This window comes from Geothrix fermentans DSM 14018, from assembly GCF_000428885.1.
GTDB lineage: Bacteria > Acidobacteriota > Holophagae > Holophagales > Holophagaceae > Geothrix > Geothrix fermentans.
In genome coordinates this window covers 1-15,358 of the sequence record NZ_AUAU01000022.1, presented here as the reverse complement: position 1 = coordinate 15,358, position 15,358 = coordinate 1, and the positions used below count along the sequence as shown (strand labels likewise).

14 protein-coding genes are annotated in these 15,358 nt (G+C 66.6%); 8 read left to right on the top strand and 6 right to left on the bottom strand.

What is annotated here, in order from left to right; all coding sequences use genetic code 11:
* The first annotated feature begins 155 nt into the window (after positions 1 to 155).
* A complete protein-coding gene (locus tag G398_RS0108165; protein ID WP_026853237.1) occupies positions 156 to 512 on the top strand; it encodes a response regulator in 357 nt (118 codons plus the stop codon).
* 58 nt (positions 513 to 570) lie between these two features.
* A complete protein-coding gene (gene asnS, locus G398_RS0108160; RefSeq protein ID WP_026853236.1) occupies positions 571 to 1,872 on the top strand; it encodes an asparagine--tRNA ligase in 1,302 nt (433 codons plus the stop codon).
* Positions 1,873 to 1,988: 116 nt separating this feature from the next.
* Here asnS and G398_RS0108155 read toward each other — a convergent pair whose 3' ends face one another.
* Entirely contained in the window at positions 1,989 to 2,258 is a 270-nt protein-coding gene (locus G398_RS0108155; RefSeq protein WP_026853235.1) for a DUF493 family protein, read from the bottom strand.
* A 44-nt stretch (positions 2,259 to 2,302) separates the two neighbouring features.
* Between G398_RS0108155 and G398_RS0108150 the strand changes: the two genes are divergently transcribed.
* Positions 2,303 to 3,739 carry a pyridoxal phosphate-dependent decarboxylase family protein gene (locus G398_RS0108150; RefSeq protein WP_026853234.1) on the top strand — a complete coding sequence of 479 codons (1,437 nt, stop codon included), beginning with the start codon at positions 2,303 to 2,305 and terminating at the stop codon, positions 3,737 to 3,739.
* 46 nt (positions 3,740 to 3,785) lie between these two features.
* On the opposite strand, the gene G398_RS0108145 is transcribed toward G398_RS0108150, so the two are convergent.
* A complete protein-coding gene (locus G398_RS0108145; protein WP_026853233.1) occupies positions 3,786 to 4,061 on the bottom strand; it encodes an HU family DNA-binding protein in 276 nt (91 codons plus the stop codon).
* A 49-nt stretch (positions 4,062 to 4,110) separates the two neighbouring features.
* Positions 4,111 to 5,349 carry a type IV pilus twitching motility protein PilT gene (locus tag G398_RS17160; RefSeq protein ID WP_157492332.1) on the bottom strand — a complete coding sequence of 413 codons (1,239 nt, stop codon included), beginning with the start codon at positions 5,347 to 5,349 and terminating at the stop codon, positions 4,111 to 4,113.
* Positions 5,350 to 5,491: 142 nt separating this feature from the next.
* Here G398_RS17160 and typA point away from each other — a divergent pair, with 142 nt between their 5' ends.
* The 4 genes from typA (at position 5,492) to rsmI (ending at position 10,712) form a co-directional block, all read left to right on the top strand.
* Positions 5,492 to 7,318, top strand: coding sequence for a translational GTPase TypA (gene typA / locus G398_RS0108135; RefSeq protein WP_026853232.1), 1,827 nt, complete (start codon positions 5,492 to 5,494; stop codon positions 7,316 to 7,318).
* A 224-nt stretch (positions 7,319 to 7,542) separates the two neighbouring features.
* Positions 7,543 to 8,946 (top strand): hypothetical protein, encoded by a 1,404-nt coding sequence (locus G398_RS0108130; RefSeq protein ID WP_026853231.1) that lies wholly within the window; start codon positions 7,543 to 7,545, stop codon positions 8,944 to 8,946.
* A 44-nt stretch (positions 8,947 to 8,990) separates the two neighbouring features.
* Complete coding sequence (locus tag G398_RS0108125; protein WP_052571685.1) at positions 8,991 to 9,689, top strand: YdcF family protein; 699 nt, start codon at positions 8,991 to 8,993, stop codon at positions 9,687 to 9,689.
* 174 nt (positions 9,690 to 9,863) lie between these two features.
* The gene (gene rsmI, locus G398_RS0108120; protein WP_026853229.1) at positions 9,864 to 10,712 is read left to right on the top strand and encodes a 16S rRNA (cytidine(1402)-2'-O)-methyltransferase; all 849 of its coding nucleotides are present in this window, start codon (positions 9,864 to 9,866) and stop codon (positions 10,710 to 10,712) included.
* A gap of 225 nt (positions 10,713 to 10,937) precedes the next feature.
* On the opposite strand, the gene G398_RS20735 is transcribed toward rsmI, so the two are convergent.
* Both G398_RS20735 and G398_RS20730 read right to left on the bottom strand, forming a co-directional pair.
* Positions 10,938 to 11,579, bottom strand: a complete 642-nt coding sequence (locus G398_RS20735; protein ID WP_157492331.1) for a hypothetical protein — start codon at positions 11,577 to 11,579, stop codon at positions 10,938 to 10,940.
* 191 nt (positions 11,580 to 11,770) lie between these two features.
* Positions 11,771 to 12,241 carry a hypothetical protein gene (locus G398_RS20730; protein ID WP_157492330.1) on the bottom strand — a complete coding sequence of 157 codons (471 nt, stop codon included), beginning with the start codon at positions 12,239 to 12,241 and terminating at the stop codon, positions 11,771 to 11,773.
* A 403-nt stretch (positions 12,242 to 12,644) separates the two neighbouring features.
* Here G398_RS20730 and G398_RS0108115 point away from each other — a divergent pair, with 403 nt between their 5' ends.
* Positions 12,645 to 13,814 carry an MFS transporter gene (locus tag G398_RS0108115; protein WP_026853228.1) on the top strand — a complete coding sequence of 390 codons (1,170 nt, stop codon included), beginning with the start codon at positions 12,645 to 12,647 and terminating at the stop codon, positions 13,812 to 13,814.
* A 271-nt stretch (positions 13,815 to 14,085) separates the two neighbouring features.
* Here the strand turns inward: G398_RS0108115 and G398_RS0108110 are convergent, their stop codons facing one another.
* Positions 14,086 to 14,961, bottom strand: coding sequence for a DMT family transporter (locus G398_RS0108110; RefSeq protein WP_026853227.1), 876 nt, complete (start codon positions 14,959 to 14,961; stop codon positions 14,086 to 14,088).
* Between the last annotated feature and the right edge of the window lie 397 nt (positions 14,962 to 15,358).

Sequence of the window (15,358 nt, the reverse complement as noted above, 5' to 3'; positions counted from 1 at the left end):
GGTGCGCCCCCGCGGGCGCGCGCACGGATCCAAGTCTATCCCAGCCCGGCCCCGGGCCGGGGGACGGCTGGGCCAGATTTGACAATGTTCCATATCCCACCGATGGGAGAGAATGCCGAAGCGCACCGAGCGCCCCGGCCTTCCCTGGAGACTCCGTGAAGATCCTCGTGGTGGACGACTCCCCGACGATGCGGCGCATCATCATCGGCAACCTCGTCCGCATGGGCCACACGGACGTGGTGGAGGCCGAGCATGGGCTCGCCGGCTTGGCGATGCTCGACCAGGGTGGCGTGGACCTGATCATCACCGACTGGGACATGCCCGAAATGGATGGCCTCGCCTTCGCCCGGGCCATCCGGGACCGCGGTGTCGCCGTGCCGATCCTCATGGTGACCACCCACGCCGCCACCCAGGACATCGTCCAGGCCCTGGAGGCGGGCGTGAGCACCTATGTGGTGAAGCCGTTCACCCAGGAGTCGCTCAAGGAGAAGCTCGACTCCCTCCTGGGATAGGACCCTGGAGCCGGCTCCTTTCCCCGGGCACAATAGAGGTTTAGGCCGAGGAGCCCCCGTGAGCAGCCAACCCTTCACCGAAGTCCGATTCCTCGCCGGCCAGGTCGGCGAGACCGTCCGGCTGCGGGGCTGGGTCCGCAATGCCCGCACCAGCAAGACCCGCTTCATCGACCTGCGGGACGGCTCCGGCTTCGTCCAGTGCGTGGTCGGGGCCGCCGAGGCCGACCCCGCCAGCTACGAGCTGGCCGGAAAGCTCACGCAGGAATCCGCAATCACCGTGACCGGCGTGGTCCAGCTGCACCCGAAGACCGGCCAGCCCGAGCTCCTGGTGAAGTCCCTGGAGCTCATCGGCGGCAGCCAGGACTACCCCATCACCCCCAAGGAGCACGGCACCGAGTTCCTCATGGAGAACCGCCACCTCTGGCTGCGCAGCAAGCGCCAGTGGGCCATCCTCCGCATCCGCCACACCCTGGTGAAGGGCATCCGCGACTTCTTCGACGGCGACGGCTTCACGCTGCTGGACGCGCCCATCCTCACGCCCAGCGCCTGCGAGGGCACCAGCACCCTCTTCGGCACCGAGTACTTCCACGAGGGCATGGCCTTCCTCAGCCAGTCGGGCCAGCTCTACCAGGAGCCGGGCATCGCGGCCTTCGGCAAGGTCTACTGCTTCGGTCCCACCTTCCGCGCCGAGAAGAGCAAGACCCGCCGCCACCTCACGGAGTTCTGGATGGTGGAGCCCGAAGTGGCCTTCGCCCACCTGGACGACGTGATGGCCCTGGGCGAGCGCATGACCAAGTTCCTCCTCCAGCGCGTGCTCGAAAGCCGCCAGGAGGAGCTGAAGATCCTCGAGCGCGACACCGCGCCCCTGGAGACGGCCCTCAACACCACCTTCGACCGCATGACCTACACCGAGGCCGTGGAGAAGCTGAAGACCCTGGGCAGCGACATCAACTGGGGCGAGGACTTCGGCAACGACGACGAGACCATGCTCATGAACGCCACGGACCGGCCCCTCTGGGTGCACCGCTTCCCCAAGGCGTTCAAGGCCTTCTACATGGAGCCCGATCCCCAGGATCCCCGCCTGGCCCTGGGCGCCGACCTGCTGGCCCCCGAGGGCTACGGCGAGGTCATCGGCGGCGGCGAGCGCGCCTCCAGCCTCCAGTACCTCCTGGACCAGATCGACCACGAGGGCCTCAGCCGCGCCGACTACGAGTGGTACCTGGACGTCCGCAAGTACGGCAACGTCCCCCACGCGGGCTTCGGCATGGGCCTCGAGCGCGCCGTGGCGTGGATCTGCAAGCTGCCGCATGTCCGCGAGACCATCCCGTATCCCCGCATGATGGGCACGCTCAGGCCCTAGAAGCAAAAGGATCTCCACGAAGGACACGAAGAAAGGATTGAAGGGCACCAAGGTCATTCCTTGGTGCCCTTGCTATTCCCTTCGTGTCCTTCGTGGAGATCTTTTCCCTGGGATGCCTACAGCTGCATCACCACGCCCGGCAGCTTCTGGATCGCCTCCCGCAGGGGCGTCTCGGCCTGGCCGTGGGGCAGGGTGACCCAGAAGGTGTAGCTGATGAAGGCACCCTTGCAGTTGGCGGTGTGCCGCTCGTCGCCTTCGGCCTGGGGGCCCAGGTGGGCGAGGATCAGCTCCATGACCATGTCGGGGCGCAGTTCCTCCTGGCGCCCGATGATCTTCATGGGGACGCGGGTGGGGTAGGTGACGTCGGGGCGGCGGCAGGCTTCCATGGGCTCATTGTACCTCTTGGTAGGCTGGAGGGTCGGAGGCCCCCGTGCTGGATCGCCTGAAGAAGCTGGAAGCGCAGTCGCGGCAGCTGGATCCCGGTGTGGAGGCGCGGGCCGGGCTGTGGGAGGCCGCCCATGGCTACGCGGAGGGCTTCCTCCAGGCCCTTCCGGAGGCACCGGCCTTCGTGCAAAAGGACCGGCCCGGGGCCGGCCTGGCGGACTTCCCCATTCCGGAGGAGGGACGCCCGTTCCCCCGCCTCCTGGATCTCCTGGCGGAGCATGTGGACGGGGTGGGAGCCCATGGCGCCTCGGGCCGGCACCTGGCCTTCATCCCGCCTTCGTCGCTCTTCGCCGGGGCCCTGGGCGACCTGCTGGCGGCCCTCACCAACCGCTATGCGGCCTATTTCTTTGCCGGGCCCGGCGCCGTGCGCATGGAGAACCAAGTCCTGGGCTGGCTGGCCCGGGAGCTGGGCCTGCCCGAGGGCAGCTCCGGCAACCTGGCGGCGGGTGGCAGCATGGCCCACCTCATCGGCATCTGCACCGCCCGCGAGGCCGCGAGCCTCAAGGCGGTGGACTACGCGAGGGCCTGTGTGTACCTCTCCGAGCAGGCCCACCACTGCATCGTGAAGGCCCTCCGCGTGGCGGGCATGGGCGAGGCCCCCGTGCGGGAAATCCCGACGGATGCGGACTACCGGCTTCGGCCCGAGGCCCTGGAGGCGGCCATCCAGGCAGACCTTCGCGCCGGGCTCCGGCCCTGGCTGCTGGTGCCCACGGCGGGCACCACCAACACGGGTGCCGTGGACCCCCTGGAGGCCTGCGCCGATCTCGCCGGACGGTACGGGCTTTGGATGCACACGGACGGGGCCTACGGGGCCTCCTTCGCCCTGACGGATCAGGGGCGGGCCGCCCTCCGGGGCCTGGAGCGCAGCGACAGCCTGGTGCTGGATCCCCACAAGGGCCTCTTTGCACCCCTGGGCCTGGGGGCCCTGCTCACGCGCCACCTGGAGCCCCTGCGGAAGGCCCACGCCTTCCAGGCGGACTACCTGCCTTCGCCGCCGGAGGACCTGGAGGAGCTGAGCCCTTCCGAGACCACGCTGGAGTTCAGCAAGCACGCCCGGGCCCTGCGCCTCTGGCTGCCCCTGCAGCTCCATGGCGTCGCGGCCTTCCGCGCGGCCCTGGAGGAGAAGCTGCTCCTGGCCCGGTACGCCTACGATCGCCTCCGGGAGATGCCCGGCGTGGAGCCCGGTCCCGCCCCCCAGCTCAGCGTCCTGGCCTTCCGCTTCCTGCTCCGGTCCGGCGACCCGGACGCCTTCAACCAGGCCATCCTTCAGCGCCTCACCGCCGAGGGCCGGGTCTTCCTCAGCGGCACGAAGCTGAACGGCACCTTCCACCTGCGCCTGGCCATCCTCGCCGCCCGCACCCACCGGGCCGACGTGGACGAAGCCCTGGAGCGCCTCCAGAAAGCCGCCGCCGACCTGGCCTGAGATCCGTTTTTTTTCTGCTCTCCACGCGCAGCGTGGAGAGCCGCCGTCACTGGACCTCGATCTCCCGCAGATCCTTCCCCGGCTTGAAGCGGATGCTCTTGCCCTTGGGAATCTGCACGCTGGCGCCGGTCTTGATGTTCCGGCCCATGCCGCGCTTGCGGGGACGGGGCTCGAAGACGCCGAAGCCCCGGATCTCGATGCGATGCCCGTTCAGCAGGGCGTCCTTGAGGCGCTCCGTGAGCAGGTCCACCACCTGGAGGGCGGTGGCGCGGGAGCAGGGGTGAACCTTCATCAGCGAATTGGCGATGTCGATCTTGATCATCGGCGACCTCGGTCCGGGAGTGGGAGAGCCAGGATAAGGGGAAGGGCGGTCAGCGTGCCAGGGTGATTTTCACGTCGGTGGTGGGGGGCATGGCCATGGGCATGCCCGGAGCGGGAGGCTGGACCGAGGGCGCCGCGGGCGCGCCGGACTCCCGGCCCCCGCCCTGGGCGATGGACATGCCGCGCTCCATGTTGGCCCGGGCCATGTCGGCGGTGGCCATGACGCCTTCGAGGCGCAGCTTGAACTCGCCCACGTTGGTGGCGCGAAGCAGGGCCTCCTCCTCGGTGATGAGCCCCTGGCGCAGCAGGAAGTAGAGGCTCTGGTCGAAGGTCTGCATGCCGTACTGGGCCGTGCCCGAGGCGATGACGTCCTTGAGGAGCTTGGTCTTGTCCTTGTCCTCGATGCAGGTGCGGACGGTCTCGGTGGCCACCATGACCTCCACGGCGGGCACGCGGCCCTGGCCGTCGGCCCGGGGCACCAGGCGCTGGGAGATGATGCCCTTGAGCACGGCCGCCATCTGGAGGCGGATCTGCTTCTGGTGGTGGGGCGGGAACACGGAGATCACGCGGTTGATGGTCTCGGTGGCGTCCAGGGTGTGCAGGGTGCTGAAGACCAGGTGGCCCGTCTCCGCGGCGTGCATGGCCGTCTCGATGGTCTCCAGGTCGCGCATCTCGCCCACGAGGATGACGTCGGGATCCTGGCGGAGGGCGGCGCGCAGGGCCGTGGCGAAGGTCTTGCAGTCCGCCTCCACCTCGCGCTGGTTCACGATGCTGAGGTTGTCCCGGTGCAGGTACTCGATGGGGTCCTCGATGGTGAGGATGTGCTCGGACCGGGTGGCGTTGATGAGGTCGATCATGGCCGCCAGGGTCGTGGACTTGCCGGAGCCCGTGGTGCCCGTCACCAGCACCAGGCCGCGCTGCTCCTGGCAGATGTTCTTGAGGACCTTGGGCAGCATCAGGTCGTCGATGGTGTAGATCTTCCGGGGGATCACGCGGAGGACGAGGCCCACGGTGCCGCGCTGGTTGAAGATGTTGCAGCGGAAGCGGCCCAGGCTCGGCACCGAATAGGCGATGTCGAGGTCGAGGTTCTCCTTGAACTTCGCCTTCTGCTTGTCGCTGGCCATGATGGCGTAGGCCATGGCGATGGTGTCTTCCTGCACCAGGCGCTTGAACTGCGTCATGGGCGTGAGTTTCCCCTTGATGCGGGCGATGGGGTGGTTGCCGACCTTCAGGTGGAGGTCGCTGGCGCCCTGCTCGCAGACCACGGTGAGCAGTTCGTTGATATGCATGGGGTTCTCCCGGTGAGGGTCCGCTTATCTTAGACCCCTGCCGCGACAATGGAAGGGGGTGCGATCAAGGCTCGGAAAAGTCACGGGAATCTGGTAAAATCTAAGGTTCTGCCGGGCTTGTGCCTGGACTGCCGGGAGCCCGATGACCTCGCTCGAGAAGATCCGCAACATCGCCATCATCGCCCACGTCGACCATGGCAAGACCACCCTCGTGGATGCCCTGTTCAAGGGTGCCCACATGTTCCGGGACAACCAGCGGGTCCAGGAACGGGCCATGGACAGCAACGACCAGGAGCGTGAGCGCGGCATCACCATCCTGGCCAAGACGACCTCCCTCCACTGGGGAGGCTACCGCTTCAACATCGTGGACACCCCCGGCCACGCCGACTTCGGCGGCGAGGTGGAGCGCGTGCTCTCCATGGTGGACTCCGTGCTGCTGGTGGTGGACGCCTTCGACGGTCCCATGCCCCAGACCAAGTTCGTCACCCGCAAGGCCCTGGCCCTCGGTTTACGCCCGATCGTCGTCATCAACAAGGTGGACCGCCCCGGCGCGCGCCCCCTCTGGGCCCAGGACCAGGTCTTCGACCTGCTCATCGAACTGGGCGCCACCGAGGAGCAGCTGGATTTCCCCTGCGTCTTCGCCAGCGCCAAGCAGGGCTACGCCATGCTGGACGCCAACGAGGCCAGCGAGAACCTGGATCCCCTCTTCGACACCATCGTGAAGCACTGCCCGCACCCCACGGGCAGCCCCGATGCGCCCCTCCAGATGCTCGTCACCCTCATGGACTGGAGCGACTTCGTGGGCCAGATCGGCATCGGCCGCATCGTGAACGGCCGCATCAAGGTGGGCGAGACCGTGTCCCTGGTGAAGCGCGACGGCAGCGTCCAGCAGCACAAGGTCACCCAGCTCTACGGCTTCGAGGGGCTGTCCCGCATCCAGCAGGCCGAGGCCACCGCCGGCGAGATCGTGGCCCTGGCGGGCATCCCCGACATCCGCGTGGGCGAGACCATCGCGGATCTCGGGAGCCCCGTGGCCCTGCCCTACGTGGACATCGACGAACCCACCATCTCCATGATGTTCATGGTGAACGCCGGTCCCTTCGCGGGCCAGGACGGCAAGCACGTCCAGAGCCGCCGCATCCGTGAGCGCCTCCAGAAGGAGCTGCAGCACAATGTCGCGCTGCGCGTGGAGGACACGGACAGCCCCGATTCCTTCAAGGTCAGCGGCCGCGGCGAGCTGCACCTCTCCGTGCTCATCGAGACCATGCGCCGCGAGGGCTTCGAGCTCTGCGTGAGCCGCCCGGAGGTGATCCTCCACACCGACCCCGTCACCGGCGAGAAGCTGGAGCCCTACGAGGACGTGACCATCGATGTCCCCGAGGCCTACATGGGCGTGACCATGGAGCACATGGGCAACCGCAAGGCCGAGATGCAGGACATGGGCAATGAGGGCGGACGTCTGCGGCTGCACTTCAAGATCCCCAGCCGGGGCCTCATCGGCTTCCGCAGCGAGTTCATGACCGACACCCGCGGCGAGGGCATCCTCCACAGCCTCTTCAGCCACTACGGCCCCTACAAGGGCGAGCTGCCGGGCCGCAAGAACGGCGTCCTCATCAGCATGGAGCAGTGCGAGTCGGTGGGCTTCGCCCTCATGAACCTCGAGGATCGCGGCGTCATCTTCATCCACCCGGGCATGAAGTGCTACGAGGGCATGATCGTGGGCGAGCACGCCCGCGAGAACGACCTGGTGGTGAACGTGGCCAAGGGCAAGAAGCTGTCGAACATGCGTGCCAGCGGCAGCGACGAGGCCACCCGCCTCACCCCGCCCCGGGAGCACACCCTGGAGCAGGCCCTGGAGTACATCGAGGCCGACGAGCTGGTGGAGGTCACCCCCAACTTCATCCGTATGCGCAAGCGCGTGCTGGACACCAACGAGCGCAAGAAGTCCGAAAAGCGGTCGGAAGGTTGAGCCTGGTCCTTGGGATGTGTCGCTGGGCATGTTTGAGTCCGGCGTCTGAGCATCCAATGGATGCGAAGAAGAAGTCGGAGAAGCGGGCCGAAGCCTGAGCTGACGAGGTATCGCGCGCCCCGGGCCTTGAGGTCCGGGGCGCTCCCGTCTATGCTCCTCGGATCCTTCCAACCCCTCCTGCGGCCGCCGAAGCAATCCAGGGCCGCCTTCCCCCCGGAGGTTCCGTGTTCCGAGTCGCCGCCTGCCTCCTCTGCTGTGCCCTGACCGCCCTGGCGCAGGCCCCGGGCCTGCCCATCATCGCCAGGGCCGATCCCCAGATGGTGTATCCGGGAACCCCCGGCTGGCTGGACGAGTACGGTCGCGTGGTCATCGTCCTCGCGGGCGCGAACCTGGCGCCGCCGGACGGGGACCTGGGCCATCCCGCCGGGCCCGAGGGCGGCTACCAGCACATCTTCGTGCGGGGCGTCTCGTCCCGGAACGTGGCCACGCCCTGGGTCCCGGCCACCTGGGACAACGGGGCCCGGGTCCTGGGGGCCTGCGCCAGCACGGTCATCACGCTGGCCGTGGATCCCTCGCGCTTCCTCAGCGAGCCCGGCAGCCACCTCCAGGTGAAGCTCTGGGTCTCCGGGGGCGCGGATGCCGCCGACGACCCCTCCCGGGCCACCACCATGGCCAGCCCCTGGTCCGCGATCAAGACCATCGACGTGGCCCCGGCGGGCGCGGTCAAGCCCGTGCCGCCGCCCAGCGCCCCGCCGGCCCTCACCCGCCTGGTCCCCAACGACATCCAGCTCCTGGGGGGCCGGCCCTCCTACCGCCTGAAGCTCTACGGCACCCACCTGAATCCCGATGCGGGCTCCCTGAAGGTGGTCTTCAACGGCGACCGGGCCGGGGCCGTGCCGGCGGAGGACCGCGTCCACTACTACGACGATGACGGGAGCTTCACGAAGAACGGGGAGGGCCTCATCCACGTGACGATCCCCGAGCGGTTCCGGCTCAGCGGGCCCGGCCAGCTCCGGGTCGCCGTGATGGACGTGAACGGGGTCATCACCCAGGAGAAGGTGCTCACCTTCAGCGCCCCCGTTGTCAAAGCCGCGCCCCGGGCCATCCCGCCCGTGGCGCCGGTCTCCAATGCCATGGCCGCCCCGCCCGTCGTGGCCATGGGCCCGGCCGCCGCCCCGGGGACCGTGGCGCCGGGCGTGGCCGGGCCCCAGATCCTCCGCCTGAATCCCACGGAGGTGAAGGTGGGCGACCACGCCCCGGCCTACCGCATCCGGATCTATGCCCGGCAGCTCGGAAGCGAGGTGCCCAAGGTGGTCTTCAACGGGGAGGAGGCCTCCGCCGTGCCCGCGGAGGACGCGGGGCGCACCGTGGATGACAATGGCGCCACCCTGCCCGCGGGCGAGCGGGTGCTGCACGTGACGATCCCCGACCGCTACCGCCGCGCCACCCCGGGGCCGCTCGCCGTGAGCCTGCTGGTGGGCCGGGCCCGGAGCCAGGCCGTCCAGCTCCAGTTCACGGGGGGAGCCGTGGCCCCGGCGGTGATCCGTCCCCTCGCGCCCCTCGCGCCCCCGACCCCGGCGCGCCCGCCCGCACCCGCGCCGGTGGCGCAGCCGACCATCCGGCGGTGACGGGGCGCTGACCGGAGCCGCCGCGAAGGGTGGCATCCTGGGGCATGGCGTCTGATCCCTACACCGCCCCGCCGGGCTCCACCTTCTGGCAGATGCTGGGGCCCGGCGGACTGGCCTCCTTCCTCCTGGCCTCCGGCAGCACGCTGCTGCTGCTGGGGCTGCCCGTGTGGTGGCGGATGCCGCGGGTGCTCCGGGAGGCTGGGGGCCACCCCATGGAGCCGGCGGACCTCATCCTGGTGCTGGGGCGCCGGCTGGAGGGGGACCGCCTGACGCCGATGTTCCAGGCGCGGCTGGCCCACGCCGCGGACCTCTGGGAACGGGGGCTCGCCCCGCGGATCCTGGTGGCCGGCGGGCGCACCGGGCGGGCGACGCTCAGCGAGGCCGAGGCGGGCCGGGCCTGGCTGCGCGAGCGGGGGATCCCCGACAGGGCCCTGGAGACCGAGGACCAGAGCCAGCACACCCTGGAGAACCTCTTCCACGTGCGCCGGGCGCTCCGGGCCGGGGGCCGGAGCGAGATCCTCCTGGTCTCCGATGGCCTCCACCTCTCCCGGGCCGGGGCGCTCGCGGCGGGCCTGGGCCTGCGGGTGCGCTGCAGTCCCGCCCCCGGCTGCCCGCCCGCGCCGGGCACCGTCCGCTGGTACCGCCGCGCCGCCGTGGAGGCCTTCCTCCTGCACTGGTACCACACGGGCCTGCTCTACAGCCGCCTCATCCGCAGCCGCAGCCAGCTCGAGCGCGTGACCTGAGTCTTGGCCGGAAACGGAAAGATCACCGCCAAGCCGCCAAGAACGCCAAGAAAGCCAGTTAGGACCTGGGTGGATCCGATTTTTGCTCTGCGCTCTCTGCGTCCTCTGCGGTTAAACAAACAGCCTGGAATACCTCGCCGCCCGGACCCGGAACGGCCCTGCCAGACTGGGACCATGGCCGGCCATCTCATCCTCGTTCCCACGCCCATCGGCAACCTCGGCGACCTCACGGACCGCGCGAAGGAGGCACTGGCCGAGGCGGATCTGGTGGCCTGCGAGGACACGCGGCGCACGGGCGGCCTGCTGAAGCACCTGGGGCTCGACAAGCCCCTGTTGCGCTTCGACGACCACGCGGGCGCGGCGGCCTATGAGCGCATCGGGATGGAGCTGGCTTCGGGCCGCATCGTGGCCTACTGCAGCGACGCCGGCATGCCCGGCATCAACGACCCCGGCTTCGAGATCGCCCGGGCCGCCCGGGCCGCCGGGGCCCAGGTCACCGTGCTGCCCGGCGCCTCGGCGGTGCTGCTGGCGGTGGTGGCCTCGGGCCTGCCCAGCCATGCCTTCAGCTTCTGGGGCTACCTCCCCACCCGCGGCGAGCCCCGGCGCACCCTGCTGAAGAAGCTGGGCGCCGAGGAGGAGACCGTCGTCGTCTTCGAGACGCCCCACCGCATCCACGAGACCCTGGCGGACCTGGCCGAGCTGCTGCCCGACCGCGAGATCGCCCTGGGCCGCGAGCTGACCAAGCTCCACGAGACCTGGTACCGCGGCACGCCTGCCCAGGTGGTCGAGCAGCTGGGCAGCGAGGATCGCGGCGAGATGGTGCTCGTCCTCGCCGGCGCCGGCGCCAAGCGCGTGGTGGGCGAAGTCGACGCCGCCTTCGACGGCACCCTCCCCGACTGGGCCAAGACCTACCTCGCCGCCGCGCGGGAAGGCGGCATGACGCTGCGCGAAGCCGTTAAGCCCCTGGCCAAGCATCTGGGGGTGCAAGCGTCGGAGCTGTACCGGATGGCGTCGGAGCTTTGAGCGCTAAGGCAGAATTGCCAACCGCGGAGAACGCGGAGCGCGCAGAGGAAAGGCAAATGGGATTTGCCACGGATAAACACGGATGAACACGGATCTGGCGACCGTATCGCTCAACAAATGAGCTGACCGGCCCCGTCTGCGCCGAGACGCTGAGCAGAGCCGGGGAAACGAGAAGTTGAGAGAGAGCTAAAGGCAATGCACGCAGAGTCCGAGTTGAACGGAGGGTTAGGCGTGCGGTGAATTGGTATTCTGATTTTTCTTTGAGATAATAGCAGTATTAATTAAATTTCGAATTTCTTTGATTTCATTGCGAATTCTTGATGTTTCTAGTGCGACATTATGAATATCGTATTTAGTGTTTAGACCAAATATGGTTCCATCAAAAGTAGAAAGATCAAAGTAAAATTCTAATTTCCTGGTTCTTGGATATGGGAGAATCGGATTATCAAATTCAATAATTATTGTAAAAGGCATTTTGCAAACTTCACTGTTAGCCTCCATGTCGCACCAGAAGAACTGATGGCGTTCATTCTCTGAGAAAAAGGGAATCGGTTGTTTGAAGTAATCAGACGTACTTCTGGGTGGTCTATGATTGTCTTTCCCTAAATTATCCCAACCGATGAAATCTGGCTCTGATTTGATCACAACATTTTTTAGTGTACCCCCTTTATTCTCTAAAACGAAATCAGCCAAGGGCCTTCGCCAACTCCATTGCTCCGTATCATCTGAAACACCTTGCAAGTAAAAAGCGATATTTGGTTGCCTGGGCTTCACAAGGGTTTCATAGGCAACAAAGGCTAATAAACCAAATGTCAGCAGATTATAAATACCGGTGAGAATCAACGACCACATCTCGTAGGTACTCATAAGTTTCGTTCTCCTTGAGCCATTTGAAATGAATCACGCCTTACGAATGAAGTTAAACGACCCCGCCTGCACCGAGGCGCTGAGTGGAGCCGAGGAAGCGGGACGTTGAAAGAGCAGAAGGCAATGCGGGCGGGGTCATAGTTGAGCGGAGGGTTAGGCTGAGGAACAACTCATTGTCATTAGAGTGAAGTCTAGCGCCAAAAAGGAAGAGAACGATTTGACTCAATTCGTAAAATTGCCATTACATTATTAACTTTTTGTAGTGAGTCGATGAATCGGTGATTGATTTCATTCCACTCTTTCAATTGTGAGGCCTTCAAATCACCACCATCCTGAAAGACTTGAAGTATTACGTGAAGCCGTAATAGATCATCTTCTGAAAAAATAAAAGGATATATTTCGTCGAGCGCACTTCTTGATCTGGAATTAAGATCATTCCATGCAGAAGCAAGTTGTCGGAGGGATTCCCTTGAAAGGAATATGTCCTGAGCTTTGTTCACAATGAAAAGATAGGACGGTTTTGTGACCTTGATTGCAACTTCATCAAGAAGATTTAAGTCATTCCCAATACTGACGCTCACTTGTTGATGGATTTCTGTACTGATTTCAATGAGACCACGCATATGAGACATACATTTCGTGACCCACTCTTTAGCACGCATGTATCGTTCCGATCTTCTCCTCTTCCAATCAAAATAGACAATTAAAAGTGTAGGAATGATTGATACATAGATTCCAATTACGGCGAGATCATGATCAGAAAAGGTCAAGTTATCTCCGAAATCAAGAGGCCTAACTTTGAATTGGACGAACAGCCGGACTCTAAACCTGTGCGGTTCGTTTGAGTGATCCAATCATCTTGGTGGTCGTGGAATCAAAGCATGCGCATCCTGCCATGAGGTGGGTGGATCCTCAATGAAAAACCCAGTCGCGCGATGGTAGGGAAGCCGGAATCTCCGAGCTTCTTCTGGCCATCAACTCCCATTTTTCATCTCCGTCCATCTCCGTTCATCTCCGGCCAACCATCTTTCCATTCCAGATGCCCCCCGCCTGTCCGACAGTGGAATGATCATGGCGGCTCGTGATCCTCTCTCCCGGCTTCAGTGGTTGGTCTTCGCGCTGGTGAGCGCGGTGTTCACGACGGTGTACATCCCGCAGCCGGTGCTGCCGGTGCTTCGGCAGACGTTCGGGGTGGGGGAGGGGGCGGCGTCCATGACGGTGTCGGCGGTGGTGCTGGGCATCGCGCTGGCGAACCTGCCCTTCGGGGCCCTGGCGGACCGCCTGGCCATCCGGCCCATCCTGCTGACGGGCGGGCTGGTGGTGGCTGCGGCCGGCGTGGTGTCGGCCCTGGCGCCGACGCTGCCGCTGCTGGTGGGCGCGCGCTTCGTGCAGGGGCTCTTCGTGCCGGCCCTCACCACCTGCCTGGCGGCCTACTTAGCTCGGGAGATGCCGGCGGAGCGGCTCAACGTGGTGATGGGCGCCTACGTCTCCGCCACGGTGGTGGGCGGGCTCTCGGGCCGGCTGCTGGGCGGCTTCCTGCTGCCGCCGGCCCACTGGCGCTGGGCCTTCCTGGTGGCCGCGGCCCTGCTGGTGGCGGCCACCCTGGCGGCCTACGCGGGGCTCCCCAAGGAGGATGGGAGCGCCGCCCGCGAGGCCGAGACCGTGCGCTTCCGGGACGTGCTGTTCCGGCACGACCTCTTCCGCATCTACTGCGTGAGCGGCGGCGGCTTCTTCGTGTTCTCCTCAGTCTTCAACTACATGCCCTTCTACCTGCACGGGGCGCCCTTCCACTGGTCCACCCGCGCCGTGACGCTGCTCTACCTGTCCTACATCGTGGGCGTGGTGGCCGGGCCCCTGGCGGGCCGCCTCAGCAACCGCATCGGCAACGGCAAGGCCATGGTGGCGGGCTCGCTGGTGTTCGGCGCCGGGCTGGCGGTCACGCTGGTGCCGCGGGGCGGGGCCATGGCCCTGGCGCTGGCCCTGGTCTGCGCGGGCTTCTTCACCATCCACGCCTCGGCGGCGGGTGCCCTGAACCGCAAGCTCAGCGCGGGGCGCGGGCGCGCCAACGCCTTCTACACGCTCTTCTACTACCTGGGCGGCGCCGCGGGCATCACCCTCAGCGGCCAGGCCTACCATGTGGGCGGCTGGCACGGCGTGGTGGCCCTGGCGGCGGGCGTCCTGCTGGTGCCCCTCACCACGGGCTTCGTGGAGATGCGGGCCGCTCAGCGGGGGTGATCCGGACCTGCATCCAGAGCAGAAGAATCACCACGAAGGGCACGAAGATGCCCTTCCGGGCATGAAAAGAACACGAATGGGCCTCGACCCACCCGACATCCCATTGCGGGCGGCGGCCATGGCGGCCTCTGGAAGCCGCCCGGGACCGCCGCCCGCAAAGCCGGTCGCGCGACGCGCGCCCGGGGGCCGAAGGCCCGGATGTCCTGGGCCGGACCGCAGGGCCTGCCTTCGTGGCCTTCATCCGCTCCTTCGTGTCCTTCGTGGAGGCTGTTCAACCGCGTTCATCGGTGGCCATGCCTGATTTCCTCCCACGCGCCGAAGGCGGCAGGCTGTACCAGGCGATGGTGGCGAGGATGATCAGGCCCCCGGCCAGGGCCCAGGCGGAGGGGCGCTCCCCGATGCCCAGGAACACCCAGATGGGGTTGAGCACGGCCTCCAGCGTGCCCGTCACCACCGCGGCCGTGGCGCTGAGGTGCTTCATGCCGGCGTTGAAGAACAGGTAGGCCACGCCGATCTGGAAGACGCCGAGGTAGAGCAGGATGCCGGCCTGCAGTGGCGTGGGGTGGAGGCCCGGCAGGGCCAGGGGGGCGCAGAGGGCCGCCACCAGCAGGTTGCCGAGGATGATGGCGCTGATGGGATCCTCCTCCGGGCGGCGCTCCCGCTGGAGCCGCAGGGTGAGGGAGAAGAGGGCGAGGCAGAGGCCTGCCAGGACGCCCAGCAGGTTGCCCGACAGGGTGCCCGCGCCCAGGCGGCCCACGAAGAAGAGGGCCATGGCGCCCAGGCAGAGTGCCACCGCCGTGAGGTCCCGCCGGGCCACGCGCCGGCCCGCCAGGCGCGGCTCCAGGAACACCAGGTAGATGGGCGCCGAGAACTGCAGGAAGATCGCGTTCGCCGCGGTGGTGAGCTTGGTGGCGGCCACGAAGCAGACCAGCACACCCGCGTAGGAGATGGCGCAGGCCAGGGCCAGGGCATCGGGCCGGGGGAAGGGCCGCCCGCCCCGGAGCTTCACCACCAGGGCGATGGTGACGGCTGCCGTCAGGCTGCGGACGAAGGCGATCTGGAGGGCCCCCAGGGGGAGCACCTTGATGAAGAGGCCGCTGCTGCTCCAGAGGAGGGCCGCGAGCGCCACCAGGGCCGCGCCCCTCATCCTGTCGCCATGTCCGGTCATGGGTCCATTGGAGCATGGCCGGGGTTGCGGCCGGCCCCAGGGGAAAAGATCTCCACGAAGGTTGTCAGTTGGCAGTCAAGGTCTCGGGATTCTTTTCCCTTCGGGCGGGCAAGGATCTGTCCAGCCGAGAGAGGCGCAAGGCCGCGAAAGGGACGCCAGGGACGGCTTCTGGCACGCCTTTCGCGGCCCGCAGGCTTTGCGCCCCTCCCGGCTGCGACCGTTGGCTCCGCTGTGAAGGGAAAAGCAGAAGGTGGGCTCCTCCTTCACGCGGCCTGGATCTTGGGAACCCAGTCGTGCTCGGCCTTGAGCACAGCTCGCATGAGGACAAGCAGCTTGCGCATCACGGCCCCCAGGGCTGCCCTCCAGTGGAGACCCC

Excerpts from the sequence above, each read along its gene's own strand:
- rsmI (WP_026853229.1), top strand. The coding sequence starts at position 9,864 with ATGGCCGGCCATCTCATCCTCGTTCCCACGCCCATCGGCAACCTCGGC.
- typA (WP_026853232.1), top strand. The coding sequence starts at position 5,492 with ATGACCTCGCTCGAGAAGATCCGCAACATCGCCATCATCGCCCACGTC.
- G398_RS0108145 (WP_026853233.1), bottom strand. The coding sequence starts at position 4,061 with ATGATCAAGATCGACATCGCCAATTCGCTGATGAAGGTTCACCCCTGC.
- G398_RS17160 (WP_157492332.1), bottom strand. The coding sequence starts at position 5,349 with ATGCATATCAACGAACTGCTCACCGTGGTCTGCGAGCAGGGCGCCAGC.
- G398_RS0108110 (WP_026853227.1), bottom strand. The coding sequence starts at position 14,961 with ATGAGGGGCGCGGCCCTGGTGGCGCTCGCGGCCCTCCTCTGGAGCAGC.
- G398_RS0108115 (WP_026853228.1), top strand. The coding sequence starts at position 12,645 with ATGATCATGGCGGCTCGTGATCCTCTCTCCCGGCTTCAGTGGTTGGTC.
- G398_RS20735 (WP_157492331.1), bottom strand. The coding sequence starts at position 11,579 with ATGAGTACCTACGAGATGTGGTCGTTGATTCTCACCGGTATTTATAAT.
- G398_RS0108155 (WP_026853235.1), bottom strand. The coding sequence starts at position 2,258 with ATGGAAGCCTGCCGCCGCCCCGACGTCACCTACCCCACCCGCGTCCCC.
- G398_RS0108125 (WP_052571685.1), top strand. The coding sequence starts at position 8,991 with ATGGCGTCTGATCCCTACACCGCCCCGCCGGGCTCCACCTTCTGGCAG.
- G398_RS20730 (WP_157492330.1), bottom strand. The coding sequence starts at position 12,241 with ATGCGTGCTAAAGAGTGGGTCACGAAATGTATGTCTCATATGCGTGGT.